Source organism: Actinoplanes sp. 13, from assembly GCF_056134165.1.
In genome coordinates, this window is the sequence record NZ_JBVYOQ010000005.1 from 140859 (window position 1) to 160565 (window position 19707).

Here is a 19707-nt window from a genome sequence, read left to right on the forward strand (position 1 = left end):
GTTCGCCGCCGGGGACGAATTCGCGGCGGGGGACGACGCCTCGGGCGGCGATGACGGGGAGGCTTGCGGGATGCGGCGCCGGACGTCCGGGACCTCGGCCGGACCGGGCGCCCACGCCGCCACCCACGCGGCATCCAGCGGCGACGACTCGGCGGAGGAAGTTGGCGACACCGCGAACGGGTTGATGACGCCGTCTTCCAGGAACGCGTACCGGCCGGCGAGCACAGCCCGCGCCGCCCGCACGTCCAGGTCGTCGGTGTTGTCCCACAACGCGCGGAACAACTCCTCCGTGCGCAGGCGCGCCTGCTTGCAGAACAGGTCGGCCAGCTGTGCGCCGGCCGGGTCGTGCCGGGCCCGCACGCACACTGCCGACATCGCGAACAGCTCCGCCCCGATGTCGACGATCCGGCTCAGGAAGCCCTGCTTGCGTTCGAGCTTGCCCTGCCATCGCGACATCCCGTAGAACGTCGACCGCGCCAGCCGCCGCGACGCCCGTTCCACGAAGCGCAGATGCGCCGCCAGGGGACCGAATTCCGCGTACGCCGACGGGTTCTGTCCTTGACCCACCGCGAGGGTCGGCAGCCAGCGCGCGTAGAACGCGCCCGCCCGTGCCCCGGCGCGGGCCTTCTTCCGCAGGCCGGCGTCCGGGTCGATGATGTCGCCCGCCACCGACAGGTGCGCGTCCACCGCCTCCCGGGCGATCAACAGGTGCATGATCTCGGTGGAGCCCTCGAAGATCCGGTTGATGCGCAGGTCCCGGAGGATCTGCTCGGCCTCCGCCGGCCGTTCCCCGCGGGCGATGAGCGAGGAGTTCAACTCGTACCCCCGGCCGCCGCGGATCTGGATCAGCTCGTCCGCGACCTTGCTCGCCATCTCACTGGCGAACAGCTTGATCAGCGCCGCCTCGATCCGGATGTCGTTGCGCGAGTCGTCCGCGATCAGGCAGCAGAGGTCGAGCGTCGACTCCATCGCATAGGTCGTCGCCGCGATGAACGCGATCTTCTTGGCCACCGCCTCGTGTTCGCCGACCGGCCGGCCCCACTGCACCCGCGCGGCCGACCATTCCCGGGCGATCGCGACCGACCGTTTCCCCGCCGCCACACACATCGCCGGCAGCGAGAGCCGCCCGGTGTTCAACGTGGTCAACGCGATCCGCAGGCCTTTCCCGACACCGCCGATGACGTTGTCCGCGGGCACGAGGACGTCGTGGAACCGGGTGACGCTGTTCTCCAGGCCGCGCAGCCCGAGGAAGGCGTTCCGCCGTTCGACAGTGATGCCCGGGGAATCGCCCTCCACCACGAAAGCGGTGATGCCCTTGTCCGGCACCCGCGCCATCACCACCAGCAGGGTCGCCACCGTGCCGTTGGTCGCCCACAGCTTCACCCCGTTGAGGCGGAACCCGCCCTCGACCGGTTCGGCGACGGTGCCCAGCCGGGCCGGGTCCGACCCGACGTCCGGCTCGGTCAGCAGGAACGCGGAGACCTCGCCGGCCGCCAGCCGCGGCAGGAACTTCTGCTTCTGCTCCTCGGTGCCGAACATCTTGAGCGGCTGCGGCACCCCGATCGACTGGTGCGCGGAAAGCAGCGCGCCGACCGCGGCGTTCACCGACCCGACCAGCGTCAGCGCCTTGCAATAATGCAGATTCGACAGCCCGAGACCGCCGTACTTCTGATCGATCTTCATGCCGAACGCGCCGAGCCGCGCCAGACCCTGGAAGACCTCGTCCGGGATGTAGGCGTCGCGCTCGATGGCGGCGGCGTCGATCGTCCGCAGGTAGGCGTCCAACTCGTCCAGGAAAGCCGGCCGCGGCGCCGGCTCCGGCTGCGCATCGATCAGGTCGAGCCGCAGCCGCCCGAGGAACAGCTCCTTGCCGAAACTCGGCTGTCGCCACTCCGTCTCCCGCGCGGCCTCGGCAGTCTGCCGCGCCTGCTTCTCCGAGACGTTCCGCGTCGTGGTCACTGTGCCCCCCAGACGTCACCGGCTATCAGAGCGTGTTACCAGACGGTAGCCCTCGGTGCATCTCCGCGCTACACATCGCGGGCCCCGACCGGGTTCGATCCCGGCCGCGCCGCACGAAACTTCGGGGGCCGTGTCGATCCGGCTCTCCCCCGTTCGAGCACAGGGTGGACGGGCCGATCGGCGGCCCGCACCGCCGACAGGAGAACGACGATGCCCACCCGACTCGCCACCGCCCCGGTCAACGCGCTGCTGACCGCCGGCATCGTGGCCGGCCCGCTCTACGTGGTCGTGTCCCTCGCCGAGATCGCGGTCCGGGACGGTTTCGACCCGTCCCGGCACGCGTGGAGCATGCTGGCGAACGGCCCGGCCGGCTGGGTGCACAGCGCCAACCTGATCGTTTCCGGCCTGCTCGTCCTCGCCGGCGCCGCCGGTCTCCACCGGGTCACCCGCACGCGCTGGTGCCTCGGGATCGCCCTCTACGGCGCCGGCCTGATCGGATCCGGGATCTTCGCCGCCGACCCGGGCCGGGGCTTCCCGGCCGGCACGCCCGAGATGGTGCCGGTCAGCTGGCACGGCACCCTGCACTTCCTGGTGGGCGGGATCGGCTTCGTGGGCCTGGTGGCCGCGTGTCTCGCCTTCGCCCGGCGCCTCGCCGAGGAGGATCACCGAGGATGGGCCGGTTTCTCAGCGGCGACCGGGGTCCTCTTCCTGGTCGGGTTCGTCGCGATGGCGGCCTCCGGGGGCAGCGCCGCCGGACTGCTCGGCTTCACCGCCGCGGTGATCCTGGCGTCCGGCTGGCTGTCGGCGCTCTGCAACCACTACCGCTGACTTGCGACACTCTTCAATCCCTGCCGATGGAAGGATCTCCCCATGCGCTACTTGACGCTGCTGCGCGCGAAGCACTCCACCACCCCTCCCCCGCCCGAGCTGATGGCCGCGATCATGGCGCTCGGTGAGGAGGCCACCCGCTCCGGCAGCCTGCTGGACACCTCCGGCCTGGCGCCCAGCGAGAGCGGCGCCCGGGTGAGCCTGGCCGCCGGCGAGCTGGTCGCGGTCGACGGCCCGTTCGCGGAGTCCAAGGAGGTGATCAGTTACGCCATCTATGACGTGCGGTCCAAGGAGGAGGCGGTCGAGTGGGCGTCACGCTTCCTCAAGGCGCACCGCGACCTGTGGCCCGGCTGGGAGGGCGAGGTCGACGTCCTGAAGCTGTTCGGCCCGGAAGACTTCCCCGCGACACAGGCATGACGACCGACGGCCCCGGCGCCCACGCCGGCGCCGAAGCCGGCACACCGGGCCGCGCGGAGCCCCGGGCGGCGAACGACGTGGCTGGGGCGGCCGACAGTGCGGGCGGCGTGGCCGGGGCTGAGGGCGGCATGGTCGGGGTTGAGGGCGGCGTGGCCGACGCTGAGGGCGGCGGGGTGGTTCGGCGGACGCTGGAGGCGGTGTGGCGGATCGAGTCGGCGCGGCTGATCGCCGGTCTCGCCCGGCTCGTCCAGGACATCGGCCTGGCCGAGGAGCTGGCCCAGGACACCCTGGTGATCGCCTTGGAGCAGTGGCCCCGGGACGGCGTGCCTCGCGATCCGGGACCGTGGCTGCGCGCCACGGCCCGGCACCGGGCCGTCGACCTGGTGCGGCGCCGGTCGCGATACGTGGACAAGCTCGCCGTGCTGGGCCGCGACGTCACGGTGGCGGAGCGCGATCGCGAGGACGAGCTGGTGGACTCGCTGGACGACCACATCGGCGACGACCTGCTCCGGCTGATCTTCACCGCCGCCCACCCGGTGCTGTCCACGGAGGCGAAGGTGGCGCTCACGCTGCGGCTGCTGGGCGGCCTGAGCACCGCGGAGATCGCGCGCGCCTTCCTGATCCCGGAGGCGACTGCGGCGCAGCGCATCGTCCGGGCGAAGCGGACCCTCGCCGCGGCCGGGGTACGTTTCGGCATGCCGACCCCGGCGGAGACCGCCGAGCGGGTCGGCGCGGTCCTCGGTGTGCTGTACCTGATCTTCAACGAGGGTTATGCGGCGACCGGCGGGGACGACTGGACGCAACCGGCGCTCTGCCGGGAGGCGATGCGGCTCGGCCGGGTCCTGACCGGGCTGCTGCCGGACGAGCCCGAGGCGCACGGCCTGGTCGCGCTGATGGAGTTGCAGGCGTCCCGGCTGCCGGCCCGGATCGGCGGGGACGGGCGCCCGGTGCTGCTCGGCGACCAGGACCGGCGGCGCTGGGACCGGCTGCTGATCCGGCACGGGCTGGCCGCGCTGGAGCGGGCCGAGTCGCTCGGCGGCGGCGTCTACACGCTTCAGGCGGCGATCGCAGCCTGTCATGCCCGGGCGCACACCGCGGACGGGACCGACTGGCAGCGGATCGCCGCACTCTATGAGGTACTCGCCTATCTGCAGCCGTCGCCGGTGGTGCGGCTGAACCAGGCGGTGGCCGTGGGAATGGCGGGTGACCCGGCCCGCGGGCTGGCGATCACCGGCGCGCTGGGCGCCGAGCGGTCGTTGCGCGGCTATCCGCAACTGCCGGCGGTCCGCGGCGAGCTGCTCGCCCAGCTGGGGCGCGCCGACGAGGCAAGAACGGAGTTCGGCCGCGCCGCGGAGCTGACCCGCAACGCGGCCGAACGGTCGCTGTTCGAGGCCCGGATCGAGCAGCTGGGCCGCGGTTGACAGCGCGGCTGCTCGATCCGGGCGGGCGACTCGGCCGGCCGGGTGACCCGGCTGCGCAAGGACGGACCCGACGAGCGGCTCAGCCGTGCTCGACGGTGAGACTGTAGAACTTGACCTTTGCTCCGTTGCTGGTGCTCTCCGAGGAGGATTGGTTGTAGGAGCCGGCCTTGAAATACTGGCGGTACGGGTTGAACGCCGACGGGATCGTGTACGTCGTCCGCGTACCGTTGAGGGTGAAATTGATCTTGTTGCCGTTGACGTTGATGACGTAGGTCCACCTGGCGCCGAGCGGCACGTTGCCGACCTTGTGCAGGGTCTGGCCGCTGGCGTCCGGGGAGTTCTGCGTGCCGAAGAAGATGTCGCCGTTGGGGCGGTAGTAGAGCTCGGCGAGCGGTTTGGTGGACGGCCCGCCGGTGCCCAGCTTCACCTGGCCGACCGCGACGTTCTTGGTCACCGACACCACGCGCAGCTGGGCGCTGAGCGTGTGGTTGCCGGCGAGGGTCCAGTTCGCGGCGCTGCCGTCACGGTTCATCTCGCGCAGCTCGGAGCGGGCGTACTTGGAGTTGGGGGTGGTGACGCCCTTCTCCGGCGCCCAGAACGTCATCGAGCCGTCGTTCTTGTCGGTCCAGAAGAACGACGGGTTGGTGTAGCCGTTGGCACCCTTGAGCCGGGCCGGCGAGATGGTGTCGGGGCTGCCGGGCGAGCCGGTGGGCAGCTGCAGCGCCCAGATCGCCAGATCGAAGTTGCCGCCGGGCGGCAGCGCCGGGTCGAGCGCGGCCGCCGAGGCGTTGGCGACGCCCAGAATTCCGAGGCCGCCGGCGGCGGTGGTGGACAGGGCTGCGGCGAGCAGGGTGCGCCTGTGCATGGGGGATGACCTCTTAACCGTGGGGGAATCGTTAAGACGGTTAATGATTAATCAGAGGTCTGCGCCGACTCAAGCATCCACCACCATCGAAACCTTAAATAACCTTAACGATCTCGTCGGCGCGTCGCCGGCTGGACAGACGGGGCTCGCACAGCGCAGCGGCGAAAGCCACCAGCGTGAGGAGGGCGCCGGCCAGGGCGGTGCTGCGCACGCCGGTGGCCGGCAGCAGGACGCCGCCGAGCAGCGCGCCCACCGTGATCCCCACGTTGAATGCGGTGGAGGCCCCGGCCAGAGCCATGTCGGAGCCGCGCGGCGCCACCTCCAGCACGCGGACACCGAGACCGGACGCGACGCCGGAGAGCGCCAGACCGGACAGCGAGATGGCGATGACGGTCAGCACCGGTGAAGGGCCGAACGCCCACTGCAGGGTGAGGGCGACCAGCTGGAGACCGACCAGGGCGGTCATGCTGAGCCAGCCGTTGCGGCCGATGACCGCGCCGATCAGCACCACGCCGGCCAGGCCGAACAGGCCGCGGACGGCGAGCAGCGGACCGGTCGCGCCCTGCGTGAAGCCGCTGACGTCGGTGAGGAACGGGACGATGTAGGTGAAGGCGCAGAACGAGCCGGTGACCGTGAACGTGATGTAGGTGAGCAGCGCCCAGTACCGCCCGGAGTCGGGTGCCCAGCCCCGATCGGCGTCGCTCTCGCCGGACGGGGTGTTGGGCAGCAGCGTCAGGATGGCGACCAGCACGAGCAACCCCAGTGCGGCGATCACCAGGAACGCCACCCGCCAGTTGGTCTGCTGGCCGAGCCAGGTGCCGACCGGAACACCGGCGACGGCGGAGAGGGAGCTTCCGGCGTACAGAAAAGAAAGCGCACGTGGCCGGAGCCCGGGCGCGAAGAGCGCCGCCGTCGCGGGGGTGACCACCGACCAGAAGAGCGCCTGCGCCAGCGCGGTGACCACCCGGGCGGCCATCAGGAGCCAGTAGCCGTCGGTCAGCGCGGAGGCGCCGGTGGCCAGCACGAACACGACCATCAGAACGGCCAGCACCTGGCGGCGCGGCACCCGCTGGGTGAGCTTGGTGAGCGGCACCGAGGCGAAGACGACGACCAGTCCGTAGACCGTCACCAGCATGCCGATCGCGGACGCCGACCGGTCCAGGTCGTCGGCGATCAGCGGCAGCAGGCCGATCGGCAGCGTCTCGGTCGTGACGTAGAGGAACGTGGACAACGACAGCGCCATGAGCATGACGACGGCCTTGGCACCACCGAATCGCGCGAGCACGGCGTCAGCCTCTCACGGGGCCGCGCCGCCTTCACCGCATTAACGCCCCGGCCCGGTGCGCGCTCGGGCTGACGCCCCGGACCCGCTTGAAGGCGGCGCTGAAGGCGAACGCGTCGGCGTAGCCCACCCGGTGGGCGACGGCGGCCACCGTTGTGCCGGGCTCGGCCAGCAGATCCGCGGCGACGGTCATCCGCCAACTCGTGAGGTACGCCAGAGGCGGCTCGCCGACCAGGTCGGTGAACCGTTTGGCCAGCGTGGTGCGGGAGACCGCGGCCCGGTCGGCGAGGCCGGACAGGGTCCACGGCTCGGCGGGCTCGTCGTGCATCGCCCGCAGCGCCGGGCCGACCACGTCGTCGGCGAGCGCACCGAGCCAGCCCGCACGGCCGGCCGTGGACCGGTCGAACCAGTCCCGCAGCGTGCACACCAGGATCCACTCCATCATCCGGTCGAGGACCACCTGCCGGCCCGGCGTCAGGTCCTTGAGGTAGTCCCGCAGCGTTCCGCACTCGTCGTCCGGCAGGACCAGCACCGGCGGGAGCAGGCGCAGCAGGCGGCGCGGAAGGTGCCCGGTCAGCCGGTATCCCCCGGTGAGCAGGACGGTGTCCCGTCCGGCGTCGGTGACGGTGACGGCGCCCCGGACCACCGCTGTCTCGCCGAACCGCACCGGATGCGCCGCGCCGTCACCGGCGCGGATCCGGGCCTCGCCGGTCAGCGGCACCACCATCGTCAGCGCCGTGTCACCGCCGGCACGCACGGTCCAGGGCGGCGCCAGCTCCGAACGCTCGAAGCGCACATCGTCGGCGCGCAGGCCACGCAACAACTCATCGACCGGGTCCACCCGCCCACGATAGGCACACGGACGCTCGGACATGCCCCGCGGACGGTCGCCCATGGTCGCGGCGGCAGGGGTCCGGTGGACTGAGACCCATGACGACATTGGTTCTCGGTGCCACCGGCAAGATCGGCCGGCGGCTGGTACCACGCCTGCGGGCGGCGGGGGTCGCGGTGCGGGCGGCGTCCCGCTCCGGCGAGGCGCGCTTCGACTGGACCGAACCCGGCACCTGGGCGCAGGCTCTCGACGGTGCCGACACGCTGTTCCTGGTCGCGCCGGACGACCCGGCGCCGATCCCGGCCTTCACCGGGCAGGCGGTCGCCGCCGGGGTGCGCCGGGTGGTGGTCCTCTCCGGCCGTGGCATGGACGAGGCCCCCGACGACCTGTTCCCCGGCATGGCCACGGCGGAGCGGGTGGTCCGCGACGCCGGTCCGGCGTGGACGATCATCCGGGCGAACAACTTCGACCAGAACTTCGACGAGGACCTGTGGCACATGCCGCTGCTGGCCGGCCGCCTCGCCCTGCCGATCGGCGACGTGCCGGAGCCCTTCGTCGACGCCGAGGACGTGGCCGACGCCGCCGCGGCGCTGCTGACCCGCGACGGCCACGAGGGGCGGATCTACGAACTCTCCGGCCCGCGCGGGCTCACCTTCGCCGAGGCCGCCGCGGAGATCGGGCGCGCGGCCGGGCGGGAGATCATCTATGTCGAGGTGACGCCGGAGCAGTACCGGGCCGAGCTGCTGGACGCCGGGTACCCCGAGGCCGCGGCGCAGGCTCTGAACGGGTTGTTCGCGGTCCATCGGGCGGGCCACACGGCCGAGCCGGCCGACGGGGTGCGGCAGGTGCTCGGCCGCGAGCCGGGAGATTTCGCGGGGTACGCGGTACGCGCGGCCCGGGCCGGGGCGTGGGACTCAGTGGCGGTGCAGTGACGATGCCGGGGTGATGTGGAAGTGGGCCCGGTACCGGGCGGTGAACCGGTCCAGCCGCGCGAAACCCCAGCGGCGGGCGACGGCGGCGACCGAGGTCCGGTCCGGGCCGGCCGCGAGCAGGTCGGCGTGGGCGGCCAGCAGCCGCACGTCGCGCAGATAGGCCATCGGCGTGCGGCCGTACTGCCGGCGGAACTCGGCGCGCAGCCGCCCGGCGGGGATCCGGCCGATCTCGGCGAGCGACGCGAGCGTGTGCACCCGGCCGGGCTCGCTGTGGATGGCGTCCACCACGGCGTTGACGCTGCGGGGCGCATAGCCCGGATAGCCGGCGGCGCGCAGCGCGTCCCGGTACTGATGGTCCGCGGCCAGCAGCAGAGCGGTCATCAGCGTCTCCTTGACCGGCTCCGCCACGACCGGTTCGGTGAACAGACTGTCCGGGTTGCCGATCTCCTCGCTCAGCAGCCGGACCAGGCGGGTCACCGTACGCCCCGGCCCGCGTGCCGTGTCGATCTGCCCGGACAGCCGGATGGTCCGGGTGACCGGAACGTCCAGGACCTCCTCCAGATGCGACTCCAGCACCGGCTTCTCGATCTTGAGGGCGTGCAGGTGACAGTCGGCACTGGAGAAGTGCAACGCGGTGTCACCGACCGGCTGATAGACGGCAGCGCGCCGGGGGTCGCCGGCGATCGGCCGGCGGTGCTGGGACGCGTAGAACCGGCCGGACCGCGGCACGTTCACGTGATAGCTGCCGAGTTCACTGGTCACCCCGGCCACGGCCGCGCCGTACCGGACGTCGGCCAGCGTCATCCCGCCCAGCCGCAGGAACGCGAACCGGGCGTTCAGCCGGGCGCCCGGTTCGAGCAGCCGCATCGAGCGCGGGTACAGGTGTTCGCCACACACCTCCCGGGCCTCGTCGAGGTCCGCGGTGCGAATCGAGATGGTGGGGCCCGATTCCATCGTCTGCCCCTTCGACGGACGTCTTCGCGTGGACCGATCGTTTCCCTCCAGCAGACAGTTTCATGCGAACTGCCCCGGGTAGTCCAGCAGACCCCACCCGGAAGGACCAACCGAGATGCCGGCAGCCGCGCACGAGTCGTACTGGATGGACTCGACACCGCTCACCGGCTATCCGGCGCTGACCGGTGACGTTGAGGTCGACGTGGTCGTGGTCGGCGGCGGCATCGCCGGGATCAGCGCCGCCTGGGAGCTCACCGACGCCGGCCTGCGGGTCGCGCTCGTCGAGGCCGACCGGATCGCGGCCGGCGTCACCGGGTACACCACGGCGAAGCTGTCCGTCCTGCACACCCTGATCTACGCGAAGGTACGCCGGTCGTTCGGCCCCGAGGCGGCCCGCCTCTACGCCCGGTCCCAGCAGCAGGCGGTGGAACACGTCGCCACGGTGACCGCCCGGCTCGGCATCGACTGCGACCTGGAACGCGTGCCGGCCTATACCTGGGCCGAGGACCCGGACAGCCTGGACCAGCTCCGGGAGGAGGCGGAGGCGGCCGCCGAGGCGGGCCTGCCGGCCGCGTTCGTCACCGGCACCGGTCTGCCGTTCCCGGTTGCCGGCGCGGTCAAGGTCACCGACCAGGCGCAGTTCCACCCGCGCAAATATCTGCTCGGGCTGGCCGAGGACCTGACCCGGCGGGGTGGCCTGATCTTCGAGCGGACCCGCGCCACCGACCTGGACGACGGCGAGCCGTGCACGGTCACCACCGAGAGCGGACACCGGATCACCGCGCGGCAGGTGGTGGTCGCCACCCACTTCCCGGTCTTCGACCGCGCGCTGCTGTTCGCCCGGATGGAGGTGCGGCGCGAACTGGTGGTCGCCGCGGTGATCCCGGCCGAACACGACCCGGGCGGCGTCTACATCACCCCGGAACTGAACACCCGCTCGGTGCGGACCGCGCCGTACGCGACCGGGCAGCGCCTGCTGATCGTCACCGGCGAGCACTTCACGCCCGGCGCCGGCGAACCCGTCGAGCAGTGGCAGCGGCTGATCGCCTGGACACGGGAGCGGTTCCCGGACACCGAGATCGCCTATCGGTGGGCCACCCAGGACAACACCACCACCGACCAGGTGCCGTTCATCGGGCGGTTCCACCCGGGCACCGCCAACGTCTACGTCGCCACCGGCTTCGGCGGCTGGGGCATGAGCTCGGGCGTGCTGGCCGGCCGGCTGATCGCCGCGACGATCAGCGGCGCCGCATCGCCCTTCGCCGACCTGTACGACCCACGCCGCCTCGACCCGGTGCGCGAGGCCGGATCGATGCTCAAGCTCCAGGCCAAAGTGGCCGGCCACTTCGTCGGCGACCGGCTCCGCCCGTCGCACGCCGACTCGGTCGACGACATCGAGCCGGGCGCCGGCGCGGTGGTCCGGGTGGACGGGCGGCAGTGCGCGGCGTACCGCGACGAGACCGGGAAGGTGCACGCCGTGTCGGCGCGGTGCACCCACCTGGGCTGCATCGTGAGCTTCAACGACGCGGAGAAGGCCTGGGAGTGCCCGTGCCACGGCTCCCGGTTCGGTGTCGACGGGTCCGTCATCCACGGCCCGGCCATCCGCCCGCTGGAACCACGGGACGTGTGACGGCTGGTCACTCCACGGGCTGCCGGGTCTTCACCTTGCCCAGCTGGAGGCGGATCACCTCGGCCGACCGGCGGATCCGCTCCGCCTGAGCCCGATGCGCCTTCGAGGAGTCCAGCGGGCCGGCGATAGAAACGGTGCATCAACGACGGCGTACCGGGTAGCCCGTTCGTGAACGAAAGGAGTGCCGATGTCGGGCAGTACGCGCGTGGACGGTTCGTACGACTTCACCGGGCCGGCCGAGGTGGTGTTCGGGGTGCTGACCGACCCGGACCGGGTGCCCCGCTGGCTCCCGGACGGTCTGCCTGCCGAGTCCGTCAGCACCCGCGAGGTGAAGATCGGTGCTCAGGTGTACGCCGTGGAGATCGTCACCGAGCGGCTGGAGGTGCGCTGGCACTCGGCGGACGGGTCGGCGCAGGGAACGGCCCGGGTCGCGGACGGCGCGGCCGGCGGCAGCGTGGTGCATGCCGAGGTGAGCGTTCCGGACGGGGCCGGCGACCGGGAGACGGTGACCGGGGTCCTCGACGAGGCGATGCGCAACCTGCAGCGCGACGTCAGCGACAACTTCAACGCGGGCTGACCCGTCCTCGTCACCCGTGCCGCCGCTCCCCCGGCCCAGGCCCCGCCTCATTGAGCGGGCGCGGCGCCTCATCGAGCCGGGGCCGGGGCTTACCGGGCCGGGGCCGCGCCCTCACTGGGCCGGGGCTGTGCCGATCGTCTGGATGACCGAGGCCGGGACAATCAGGTCGGCGCGGTCGCGGGTGGCCTGGACGAGCGCGGCGTTGCGCTCGTCGGTGCCGGTGGCCCAGGCGACGGCGGCCTGCTCCGGTTTGCCGAACCGGATGTGCCGGTCGATCAGCCGGCGCAGGCGTTCCTCGCCGTTCAGGTCGGCGTACCAGACCTCGGTGAGCAGCGTTCGGACCCGCGCCCACCGGGGCTCGTCCAGCAGCAGATAGTTGCCCTCGGTGACGATCAGCCGGGCGTCGCGGAACACCGGGATCGTGCCCGCGACCGGCTGCTCCAGCGTGCGCTCGAAGCCCGGCGCATAGATCACGTCGTCCTCGTCCTCGCGCAGGCGGCGCAGCAGGGCGGCGTAGCCGAGCGCGTCGAAGGTGTCCGGCGCGCCCTTGCGGTCGCGCAGGCCGAGACGGTCGAGTTCGACGTCGGCGAGGTGATAACCGTCCATCGGCACGTGGGCGACCCGGTCGGCGCCGATGGCCCGCACCAGTTCCTCGGCGAGCGTGGTCTTGCCGGCGGCGGGGGCGCCGGTGATGCCCAGCACCGCCCGGCGCCCGCCGCCGACGAGCCCGCGGGCCCGCTCGACGAGCGCCTCGAACGTGACAGTCATGCTGCTCCTTCGCTTGCGTGCTCGCCGGGCCCGAGTCCAGCGTGTGAAGTTCAGGTGCGATACGCGCCCGAACTTCACACACCGGGGGTGGCGCTGATGCTTCGCCCGGCCGGACGGGCTGTCATGCCGGGACGGCGGTCAGGTGCCCAGCCATGAACCCGCGGGCGTGGCGAGCCAGGTCCTCGCCGTCCGACCAGTGGTTGCGCCAGATCGACAGGTCGGCGGAGAGGCCGGGCGCGACGACCGCGGACGAGAACGACTCGAACGTGATCGGGCCGGTGTAGCCGATCGCGCCGAGGGCGTGGAAGAACGAGGTGAAGTCCAGGTGACCGGAGCCCAGGTAGCCGCGGTGGTTCTCACCGATGTGCACGTAACCGAGGCGGTCGCCGGCGTCCAGCACCGGTCGCACCATGTCGTTCTCCTCGATGTTCATGTGGTAAGTGTCCAGGTGGATCACGATGTTGTCAGCGCCGATGTCGTCGGCGAGGCGAAGGGCGTCCCGGCAGGTGTTGACGACGTTCGTCTCGTACCGGTTGCAGATCTCCAGACCGAGGGTGACGCCGGCGCCGGCGGCCTCGACAGCCAGGCCACGCAGCACCGTCACGATGTTCGCCCGCCCGGCGGCGCTGAGTGGTCTCGGGTAACTACCGAAAGCGCTGTACAGGGCGCCGGTGAGGTGGCTGCCGCCGATGCCCGCGGTGATCGCCAGGGACTCGTGCAGCAGTTTCTCGCCACGGGCCACCACGTCGAGGTCCTCGCTGGAGATGTCGGCGTCGAAGGCGAGGCCACGGGAGCACGCGGTCTTCAGCCCGGCCTGCGCCAACTGCTCACGGGTGCCCGGGACGTCGAGGTTGAGGGAGTCGTGCAGGGAGAACTCGAGCAGGTCGTACCCGCAGGCCCTGGTCTTGGTGATGGCCGTCGAGACCGAGGCCGGCGCGGTGTCGCCGACCCAGACGAGGGCGTGGACGCCGAGGGGGTTGCGCAGTTCCATTTCCGGTCTCCTTGTCGATCAGGCGGTCTTGGCGCCGGTGATCAGGGCGACGATCTCCTCGCCGGTGGTGTCGGCGGTGCGGCGGCCGCCGACGCAGCGGCCCGCGCGCATCACCCAGACCTGGCCGGACAGCCTCATGACCTGGTCGAAGTTGTGGCTGATCAGAAGCACGGCGTGGCCGTCGTCGCGCAGCCTGGTGATCAGCTGCTCGACCCGGGCGGTCTCCTGGACGCCGAGCGCGGCGGTCGGCTCGTCCATGATGACCAGCTTGGAGCTGAACCCGGCGGCCCGGCAGATCGCCACCGCCTGCCGCTGCCCGCCGGAGAGCCGGCGGACCCGGCTGCCGACCGCGGGGACGTTGACTGCCAGCGTGGAGACCATCCGCTGCGCCTCACGCCGCATGCCGCGGCGGTCCAGCACGGCGACCGGGCCGAACCGGTGCACGAGCTCGCGGTTGAGGAACAGGTTCTGCCAGACGGTCAGGTCCTCGACCAGGGCGAGGTTCTGATGCACGGTCTCGATGCCGTGCTCCCGCGCGTCCTCGGGCGATGTGAAGTGCAGGGTCTCGCCGTCCATGGTGATCGTGCCGGCGTCCGCGCGGTGGATCCCGGCGATGCACCGCACCAGGGTGGACTTGCCGGCGCCGTTGTCGCCGACCAGCGCGGTGATCTCGCCGTGCCGCAGGGTCAGGGAGACGTCGACCAGGGCCCGGACGTTGCCGAACGACAGCGACACGTTCGCGACCTCGAGAAGTGTGCTCATTTTTGGAACCTCGTCAGGAAGGCAGCGAGGACGACCACGATGCCGACGGCCAGGGGCTGGTAGAACTGCGAGACGCCGAGCAGGGTCAGCCCGTTGGTGAGCGCGGTCAGCAGCAGCGCGCCGATCACCGGGCCGGCGATGGTGGCCCGGCCGCCGAGCAGGCTGACCCCGCCGAGGACGACCGCGGCCACCGAGTTGAGCAGGAACGACGTGTTGGAGGCCGGCTCGGCGGCGCCGACGCGGGCGACCAGCAGAATGGCGGCCAGCCCGGCGAGCAGGCCGGCGATCGTGTAGACGGCGATCTTGACGCGGGCGGTGCTGATGCCGGTGGCGGTGGCCGCTTCGCTGGAGCCGCCGGTGGCCAGCACGTGCGTACCGAAGCGGGTCCAGAAGAGCAGGCCGTGGGCGACCAGGGCGACCACCGCGGCGATGATGACCGTCCAGCCGAAGACGCCGACCCCACCGGTGGAGAGCTTCAGCAGGAAGGTGTCGATGACGGTGACCGGCTTGCCGTCGGCGAGGATCAGCGCGGCGCCGGAGGCGGCCGACAGCATGCCGAGCGTGACGATGAAGTCGGTGATCCTGCCGCGGGCGATGATGATGCCGTTGATCGCGCCGGCGGTGGCACCGGCCAGCACGGCGACGACGCAGGACCAGAGCAGACCCCACCCCGCGGAGTACGCCTGACCGAAGGCGACCGCCGCGAACGTCATCACCGAGGCGACCGAGAGATCGATGCCGCCGGTGGCGATGACGAAGGTCTGGCCGACCGCGAGGATCACCAGGATCGCCGCCGCGACCAGCATCGAGGCGATGTTCCCGGTGCTCAGGAACGTCGGGTTGAGGCTCTGGAAGATGACGATGAGCAGCAGCAGGCCGATCGCGGCGGCCCACTCGGCCCAGAAACCGATGTCCTTGAGGCGCCCGGCCCAGCCCGGGATCCCCTTGCCGATGGTTGCGGTGGTCATGGTCAGTTCCCCAGCAGGGTCTTGAACGGGTCGTCGTAGGAGCCGAACGGCTTCGGTGTGGCGGCCAGCGCCTGGTCGGCGTTCTCCTTGGTGACGACCTCGACCGGAGCCTCGACGTTCGCGGGCAGCGTGGCGCCCTTGGCGGCGGCCTGGCAGGCCGTCATGCCCATCTGGCCGATCGCGTACGGGTACTGCGCGACCACCGCGTCCACCTCACCGTTCTTCACGGCGGTGAGCGCGTCCTTGATGCCGTCCACGCTGATGATCCTGATCTGACCGGTTCTGCCGGCGGTCGCGACCGCCCGGGCCACGCCCAGTCCCATGTCGTCGTTGGCGACGAAGAACCCCTTCAGGTCGGGCTGCGCCCGCATGATGTTGGTGGCCTGCGTGAGGGCCTCCTGCCGCTCCCAGTTGGCCGCGACGGTCTGCACGAGCTCCAGCTTGCCGGTGATCGCCTGGCTGAAGCCCTCGATCCGCTGACCGCTGGTGACGTCACCGGCGATGCCGCCGATCGCCGCGACCTTGCCGCCGCCCGGCAGCAGGGCGAGCATCTGCTCGCCGGCCTTCTGCCCGGCCGAGGTGTTGTTGGTGCCGATGTAGGTGGCCGGAGCGGCGTTCGCCGCCTTCGCGGCCTCGGCCTCCACCGGGCTGTCGATGTTGACGATGGTCTTCTTGGCGGCGGCCAGTTGCGCGATGCCCTGGATCAGGTTGGTGCCGGAGATCGGGTTGACGATGTAGCAGGAGAAGTCCTGCCCGGCGAGGCCGGTGAGCTTGTCGGCCTGCCCGGTGGTGTCGGTGATCGAGTTGGCGGCCTGCACGGTCACCTCGGTGCCGGAGGCCTGCGCCTGCTCCTTGATGCCCAGCTCCATGGACTGGAAGAACGGGTTGTCCAGGCCCTTGATCACAGCGGCGACCTTCGCCTCGCCACCGGTGGCGCCGGCGTCGCCGGACTCACCGGAGCCGCAGGCGGCCAGGAGGGAGAGCGCGGCGACTACCGCCGCGCCCCGGTAGAGCGGCTTGCCGGTCATGAGGGTCCTTTCATAGCTGCATGTCGATGATGTTTCGCTGATTACAGTCCCCGTTATGACGGCTGTCAAGCAAAAGTCTGCGGTCTTTCGTATGGTCGCAATCCGTAATACGATGCGGCGGTGTCTACGAGCGCCTCTCCCGTCACCGCCGGGTCCGGTCTCGGCGAAGTGCTCCAGCTCTTCCGGGGCCGGCCGAGCCTGACCCGCGCCGACGTCATGCACCTGACCGGCCTCTCCCGCTCGACCGTCAACCAGCGCCTGGACGCCCTGCAGGCCGCCGCCCTGGTGGTGCCCAGCGGTGAGGAGTCACCGACCGGCGGGCGGCCGGCCAGCCGGTTCACGTTCCACCGCGACCGCGGCGTGCTGCTCGTCGCCGACATCGGCGCCACCGGCATGCGCACCGCGCTGTGCGACCTCCGTGGTGAGGTGCGCGCGGAACGGGAGATGACCATCGACGTCGCCCGCGGCCCCGAGGCGGTGCTGTCCGAGGTCGAGAATCTGTTCGCCGGACTGCTCGCCGACGCCGGCCGCTCGCCCGCCGACGTGCACGGCATCGGCGTCGACGTGCCCGGGCCGGTCGACTTCGACACCGGACAGGTGGTGAGCCCGCCGATCATGAGCGGCTGGGACCGGTTCGACATCCCCGGCCGCCTCGCCCGCGGCTACGACTGCCCGGTCCTGGTCGACAAGGACGTCAACGCGATGGCCTTCGGCGAGCACCGCAGCCAGTACCCCGGCGCCCGCCAACTGCTGATGCTCAAGGTGGGCACGGGGGTCGGCGCCGGCATGATCATCGGCGGTGAGGTGTACCGCGGGGCGGACGGCGCCGCCGGGGACATCGGGCACATCCAGCTGACCGTCGCCGACACCGACGACGAGCCGGCGTGCCGGTGCGGGAACACCGGGTGCGTGGAGGCCTACGCCGGGGGTTGGGCCCTGGTGCGTGACCTGCAAGCAGCCGGGCGGGCGGTGAACAGCGTGGACGAGGCGGTGACACTGATCCGGACCGGGGACGTCACGGCGGTGCGGCTGGCCCGGCGGGCGGGCCGGATCCTCGGGCACGCGATCGCCGACTCGGTGAGCCTGTTCAACCCGGCCGTGGTGGTGATCGGCGGCCAGCTGGCCGCCATCGAGGAGCAGCTGTTCGCCGGGATCCGGGAGATGGTCTACCGTCGGTCGCTGCCACTCGCCACCCGCAACCTGCAGATCGTGGCGACCCGGCTCGGTCAGCGGTCGGGGCTTGTCGGGCTCGCGCTGCTGCTGGCCGACGGGATCTTCGCGCCGGAGCGGATCGAGGCGCTGATCGCCCGCACGTAGCCGCGCTGCGGGCCGATGCGGAGAGCTCGGCCTTGACCGTGGCGGCTCCGCCTTGACCGTGGCGACTGCTGCAGCCGCGGCGGCCGGCGGGCTCCGGCCGGCAGCCATCCACCCGATCATCGTCGCGAGGCGTGGACGCATGCCAGCCGGCCGACACTCACGCATGATCCCGGGCCGGGGGTCATGCGCGGCCGCCGGCCGGGCGACACGGCCGGGCGGCGGTGGGGTCAGCGATCCTCGCGGAAGGCGACGTGGCGGCGGGCGAGCGGGTCGTACTTGCGCAGGACCAGCCGGTCGGGGTTGGTGCGGCGGTTCTTGCGGGTGACGTACGTGTAGCCGGTGCCGGCGGTGCTGCGCAGTTTGACGACCGGGCGGATGCCGGTGCTCCTGGCCATCAGACCTTCACCCCTTTGGCGCGCAGGCGGGCGACGACCGAGTCGATGCCGTCCCGGTCGATGATCTTCAGGCCGGTGGTGCTGACGTTCAGCCGGATCGGGCGGCCGTCGGCCAGGCGGAAGCGACGGCGCTGGACGTTGGGGTTCCAGCGGCGGCGGGTGCGGCGGTGGGAGTGCGACACGGCGTTGCCGAAGCTGGGCTTCGCACCGGTGACATCACAGACGAGAGACATGCGGCAGACTTTACAATGAAAACCGTTTCCAACAACATGGAGGGGTGAGCACAGACTCGATCACTCCGATCGCACCCGTGGACCGCCGTTCCGCCGTCACCGTCCTGTCCGGCTTCTCCCCCGGCGCGGTCCAGGCCGCCGCCCGGGCGCTGCTCATCGCGGACGAAACGCTTCTCGCGGTCGTCCACGACCTCACCGGCCTGCGCGACGGCGTGGTCCGCCGCCGGGTGGAGTCGGCAGCCGCGGTCGTCGAGCAGGCCACCGTGGAACTGGTGCACGGCTGCGTCTCCTGCACGCTGCGCGAGGACGTGTTGCCCACCCTGGTCCGGCTGGCCCGCGACCGGCCCGGCCACGACCTGCTGCTGGTCCTGCCGCCGGCGGTGGAGCCCGAGGCGGTGGCCTCGGCCTGCTCGCACAGCCTGGTGGACGGCAGCCCGGTGACCGCGGCGGTGCGTTTCGACTCGTACGTGACAGTGGTCGACGCGGACCGTTTCCTGGACGACCTGGCCAGCGCCGAGGACCTGCGCGACCGGGGGCTGCACGCGGCTGACGACGATCACCGCGCGGTCGCCGAGGTAGTGGCCCACCAGGTGGAGTTCTGCGACACCGTGATCGTCTGGAGCCGCCCGGACACCGACCGGCTCGAGCTGCACCGGCTCGGCACGCTGGTGCACCGCCTCGCGCCCTGGGCGGTTCAGGTGCCGGTAGGCACGTCGGCCACCCTCGACTGCACCGGGATCGCCGCGTCGGTCCGGCGTACCGGCCGGCACGACCCGGACCGCCCCGGCATGCTCGGGCTCGCGCTGCAGGGCCGGCCGATCGCGCTGCACGACCCCGACGGTGGCCACGGCGTCTCATCGATCCTGTTCCGGTCACGCCGCCCGTTCCACCCGCAGCGACTGCACGAGGCCCTGGACACGTTCACCGAGGACATCCTGCGCGGCCGGGGACAGCTGTGGCTCGCCAGCCAGCCGGACACCGCCCTGGCCTTCGAGTGCGCGGGCGGCGGCGTGCGGATCGGCAGCCTCGGCCACTGGCTGGCCGCGGTGCCGCCCGACCGCTGGACCGGGACCAGCGACGAGCGCCGTCTCGCCGCCGACCTGGATTGGGATCCCTACTACGGCGACCGGCGGACCGTGCTCGCCCTGATCGGCCTGCACCTGGACCACGCCGCGATCGTCCGGCTGCTGCGCTCCTGCCTGCTCACCGACGACGAGCTGGCCGACGGTTTCGACACCTGGCCGCAGCTGCCGGACCCGTTCGCCGGCTGCTTCCCGGCGACCGGCCCCACCACCTGAACCGAGCCGGCCAGCGCGGCGCGAGGGCGCGGCGCGAGGGCGCGGCGGGGACGGAGCGTGGTCGCCGCATGGCGCGACGGGAGAGGGCGCCCGCGGTCGGCAAGCGGCGGGGGCGGCACGAGCGAGGTGCGGAGTGTGGCACGGCGAGGCGCGGGGGCGGCACAGCGAGGCGCAGGGTGCGGCACGGCGACGCAGGGCATGCGGCACAGAGAGGCGAGTGGGCCGACGTGGCCGGGCCTTGTGGGAAGAG

The 19707-nt window shown here is 71.9% G+C and carries 19 protein-coding genes and 1 pseudogene; 8 read left to right on the forward strand and 12 right to left on the reverse strand.

The genetic code is table 11. The annotated features are described in order from the left end of the window. Window positions 1-66: 66 nt before the first annotated feature. Window positions 67-1959: pseudogene (locus AC0NH5_RS13170) on the reverse strand (acyl-CoA dehydrogenase family protein); the annotation flags it as partial. Window positions 1960-2169: 210 nt separating this feature from the next. Between AC0NH5_RS13170 and AC0NH5_RS13175 the strand changes: the two are divergent. The 3 genes from AC0NH5_RS13175 to AC0NH5_RS13185 are packed head-to-tail and all read left to right on the forward strand — an operon-like array spanning window position 2170 to window position 4625. Next, the gene (locus tag AC0NH5_RS13175; protein WP_474403221.1) at window positions 2170-2787 is read left to right on the forward strand and encodes a DUF998 domain-containing protein; all 618 of its coding nucleotides are present in this window, start codon (window positions 2170-2172) and stop codon (window positions 2785-2787) included. 42 nt (window positions 2788-2829) lie between these two features. After that, window positions 2830-3204 carry a YciI family protein gene (locus AC0NH5_RS13180; RefSeq protein WP_474403223.1) on the forward strand — a complete coding sequence of 125 codons (375 nt, stop codon included), beginning with the start codon at window positions 2830-2832 and terminating at the stop codon, window positions 3202-3204. Continuing rightward, entirely contained in the window at window positions 3201-4625 is a 1425-nt protein-coding gene (locus tag AC0NH5_RS13185; protein WP_474403225.1) for an RNA polymerase sigma factor, read from the forward strand. The genes AC0NH5_RS13180 and AC0NH5_RS13185 overlap by 4 nt, the downstream gene beginning before the upstream one ends. Window positions 4626-4704: 79 nt before the next feature. On the opposite strand, the gene AC0NH5_RS13190 is transcribed toward AC0NH5_RS13185, so the two are convergent. The 3 genes from AC0NH5_RS13190 to AC0NH5_RS13200 all read right to left on the reverse strand — a co-directional run bounded on the left by AC0NH5_RS13190 (window position 4705) and on the right by AC0NH5_RS13200 (window position 7613). Further along, complete coding sequence (locus tag AC0NH5_RS13190; RefSeq protein ID WP_474403227.1) at window positions 4705-5490, reverse strand: polysaccharide lyase family 7 protein; 786 nt, start codon at window positions 5488-5490, stop codon at window positions 4705-4707. A gap of 94 nt (window positions 5491-5584) precedes the next feature. Next, window positions 5585-6775, reverse strand: coding sequence for an MFS transporter (locus AC0NH5_RS13195; RefSeq protein WP_474403229.1), 1191 nt, complete (start codon window positions 6773-6775; stop codon window positions 5585-5587). A 31-nt stretch (window positions 6776-6806) separates the two neighbouring features. Further along, on the reverse strand, window positions 6807-7613 hold the full coding sequence (locus tag AC0NH5_RS13200; RefSeq protein WP_474403231.1) for an AraC family transcriptional regulator: 807 nt from the start codon (window positions 7611-7613) through the stop codon (window positions 6807-6809). Between the two features lie 89 nt (window positions 7614-7702). Here AC0NH5_RS13200 and AC0NH5_RS13205 point away from each other — a divergent pair, with 89 nt between their 5' ends. Next, on the forward strand, window positions 7703-8536 hold the full coding sequence (locus AC0NH5_RS13205) for an NmrA family NAD(P)-binding protein (RefSeq protein WP_474403233.1): 834 nt from the start codon (window positions 7703-7705) through the stop codon (window positions 8534-8536). Here the strand turns inward: AC0NH5_RS13205 and AC0NH5_RS13210 are convergent. Beyond that, complete coding sequence (locus tag AC0NH5_RS13210; RefSeq protein WP_474403235.1) at window positions 8519-9490, reverse strand: AraC family transcriptional regulator; 972 nt, start codon at window positions 9488-9490, stop codon at window positions 8519-8521. The two genes, AC0NH5_RS13205 and AC0NH5_RS13210, sit on opposite strands and share 18 nt — an antisense overlap. Before the next feature lie 115 nt (window positions 9491-9605). Here AC0NH5_RS13210 and AC0NH5_RS13215 point away from each other — a divergent pair, with 115 nt between their 5' ends. Continuing rightward, entirely contained in the window at window positions 9606-11120 is a 1515-nt protein-coding gene (locus AC0NH5_RS13215; protein WP_474403237.1) for an FAD-dependent oxidoreductase, read from the forward strand. Window positions 11121-11307: 187 nt separating this feature from the next. Beyond that, window positions 11308-11697, forward strand: coding sequence for an SRPBCC family protein (locus AC0NH5_RS13220; protein WP_474403238.1), 390 nt, complete (start codon window positions 11308-11310; stop codon window positions 11695-11697). Window positions 11698-11808: 111 nt separating this feature from the next. Here AC0NH5_RS13220 and AC0NH5_RS13225 read toward each other — a convergent pair whose 3' ends face one another. The 5 genes from AC0NH5_RS13225 to AC0NH5_RS13245 all read right to left on the reverse strand — a co-directional run bounded on the left by AC0NH5_RS13225 (window position 11809) and on the right by AC0NH5_RS13245 (window position 16214). After that, window positions 11809-12519 carry a nucleoside/nucleotide kinase family protein gene (locus AC0NH5_RS13225; RefSeq protein WP_474403774.1) on the reverse strand — a complete coding sequence of 237 codons (711 nt, stop codon included), beginning with the start codon at window positions 12517-12519 and terminating at the stop codon, window positions 11809-11811. A gap of 67 nt (window positions 12520-12586) precedes the next feature. Then, window positions 12587-13456, reverse strand: a complete 870-nt coding sequence (locus AC0NH5_RS13230; RefSeq protein WP_474403240.1) for a sugar phosphate isomerase/epimerase family protein — start codon at window positions 13454-13456, stop codon at window positions 12587-12589. An 18-nt stretch (window positions 13457-13474) separates the two neighbouring features. Next, window positions 13475-14218, reverse strand: coding sequence for an ATP-binding cassette domain-containing protein (locus AC0NH5_RS13235; RefSeq protein WP_474403242.1), 744 nt, complete (start codon window positions 14216-14218; stop codon window positions 13475-13477). Beyond that, window positions 14215-15186: an ABC transporter permease gene (locus AC0NH5_RS13240; protein ID WP_474403244.1), complete on the reverse strand. Its 972-nt coding sequence runs from the start codon at window positions 15184-15186 to the stop codon at window positions 14215-14217. The genes AC0NH5_RS13235 and AC0NH5_RS13240 overlap by 4 nt, the downstream gene beginning before the upstream one ends. A 2-nt stretch (window positions 15187-15188) precedes the next feature. Then, complete coding sequence (locus AC0NH5_RS13245; RefSeq protein ID WP_474403246.1) at window positions 15189-16214, reverse strand: substrate-binding domain-containing protein; 1026 nt, start codon at window positions 16212-16214, stop codon at window positions 15189-15191. A 120-nt stretch (window positions 16215-16334) separates the two neighbouring features. Here AC0NH5_RS13245 and AC0NH5_RS13250 point away from each other — a divergent pair, with 120 nt between their 5' ends. Beyond that, a complete protein-coding gene (locus AC0NH5_RS13250; protein ID WP_474403247.1) occupies window positions 16335-17531 on the forward strand; it encodes an ROK family protein in 1197 nt (398 codons plus the stop codon). Between the two features lie 227 nt (window positions 17532-17758). Here AC0NH5_RS13250 and rpmG read toward each other — a convergent pair whose 3' ends face one another. After that, window positions 17759-17926 carry a 50S ribosomal protein L33 gene (gene rpmG, locus AC0NH5_RS13255; protein WP_474403248.1) on the reverse strand — a complete coding sequence of 56 codons (168 nt, stop codon included), beginning with the start codon at window positions 17924-17926 and terminating at the stop codon, window positions 17759-17761. Next, window positions 17926-18159, reverse strand: a complete 234-nt coding sequence (rpmB, locus tag AC0NH5_RS13260) for a 50S ribosomal protein L28 (RefSeq protein ID WP_474403250.1) — start codon at window positions 18157-18159, stop codon at window positions 17926-17928. The genes rpmG and rpmB overlap by 1 nt, the downstream gene beginning before the upstream one ends. 44 nt (window positions 18160-18203) lie before the next feature. Between rpmB and AC0NH5_RS13265 the strand changes: the two genes are divergently transcribed. Continuing rightward, window positions 18204-19457, forward strand: coding sequence for a CobW family GTP-binding protein (locus AC0NH5_RS13265; protein WP_474403252.1), 1254 nt, complete (start codon window positions 18204-18206; stop codon window positions 19455-19457). Window positions 19458-19707 lie beyond the last annotated feature (250 nt).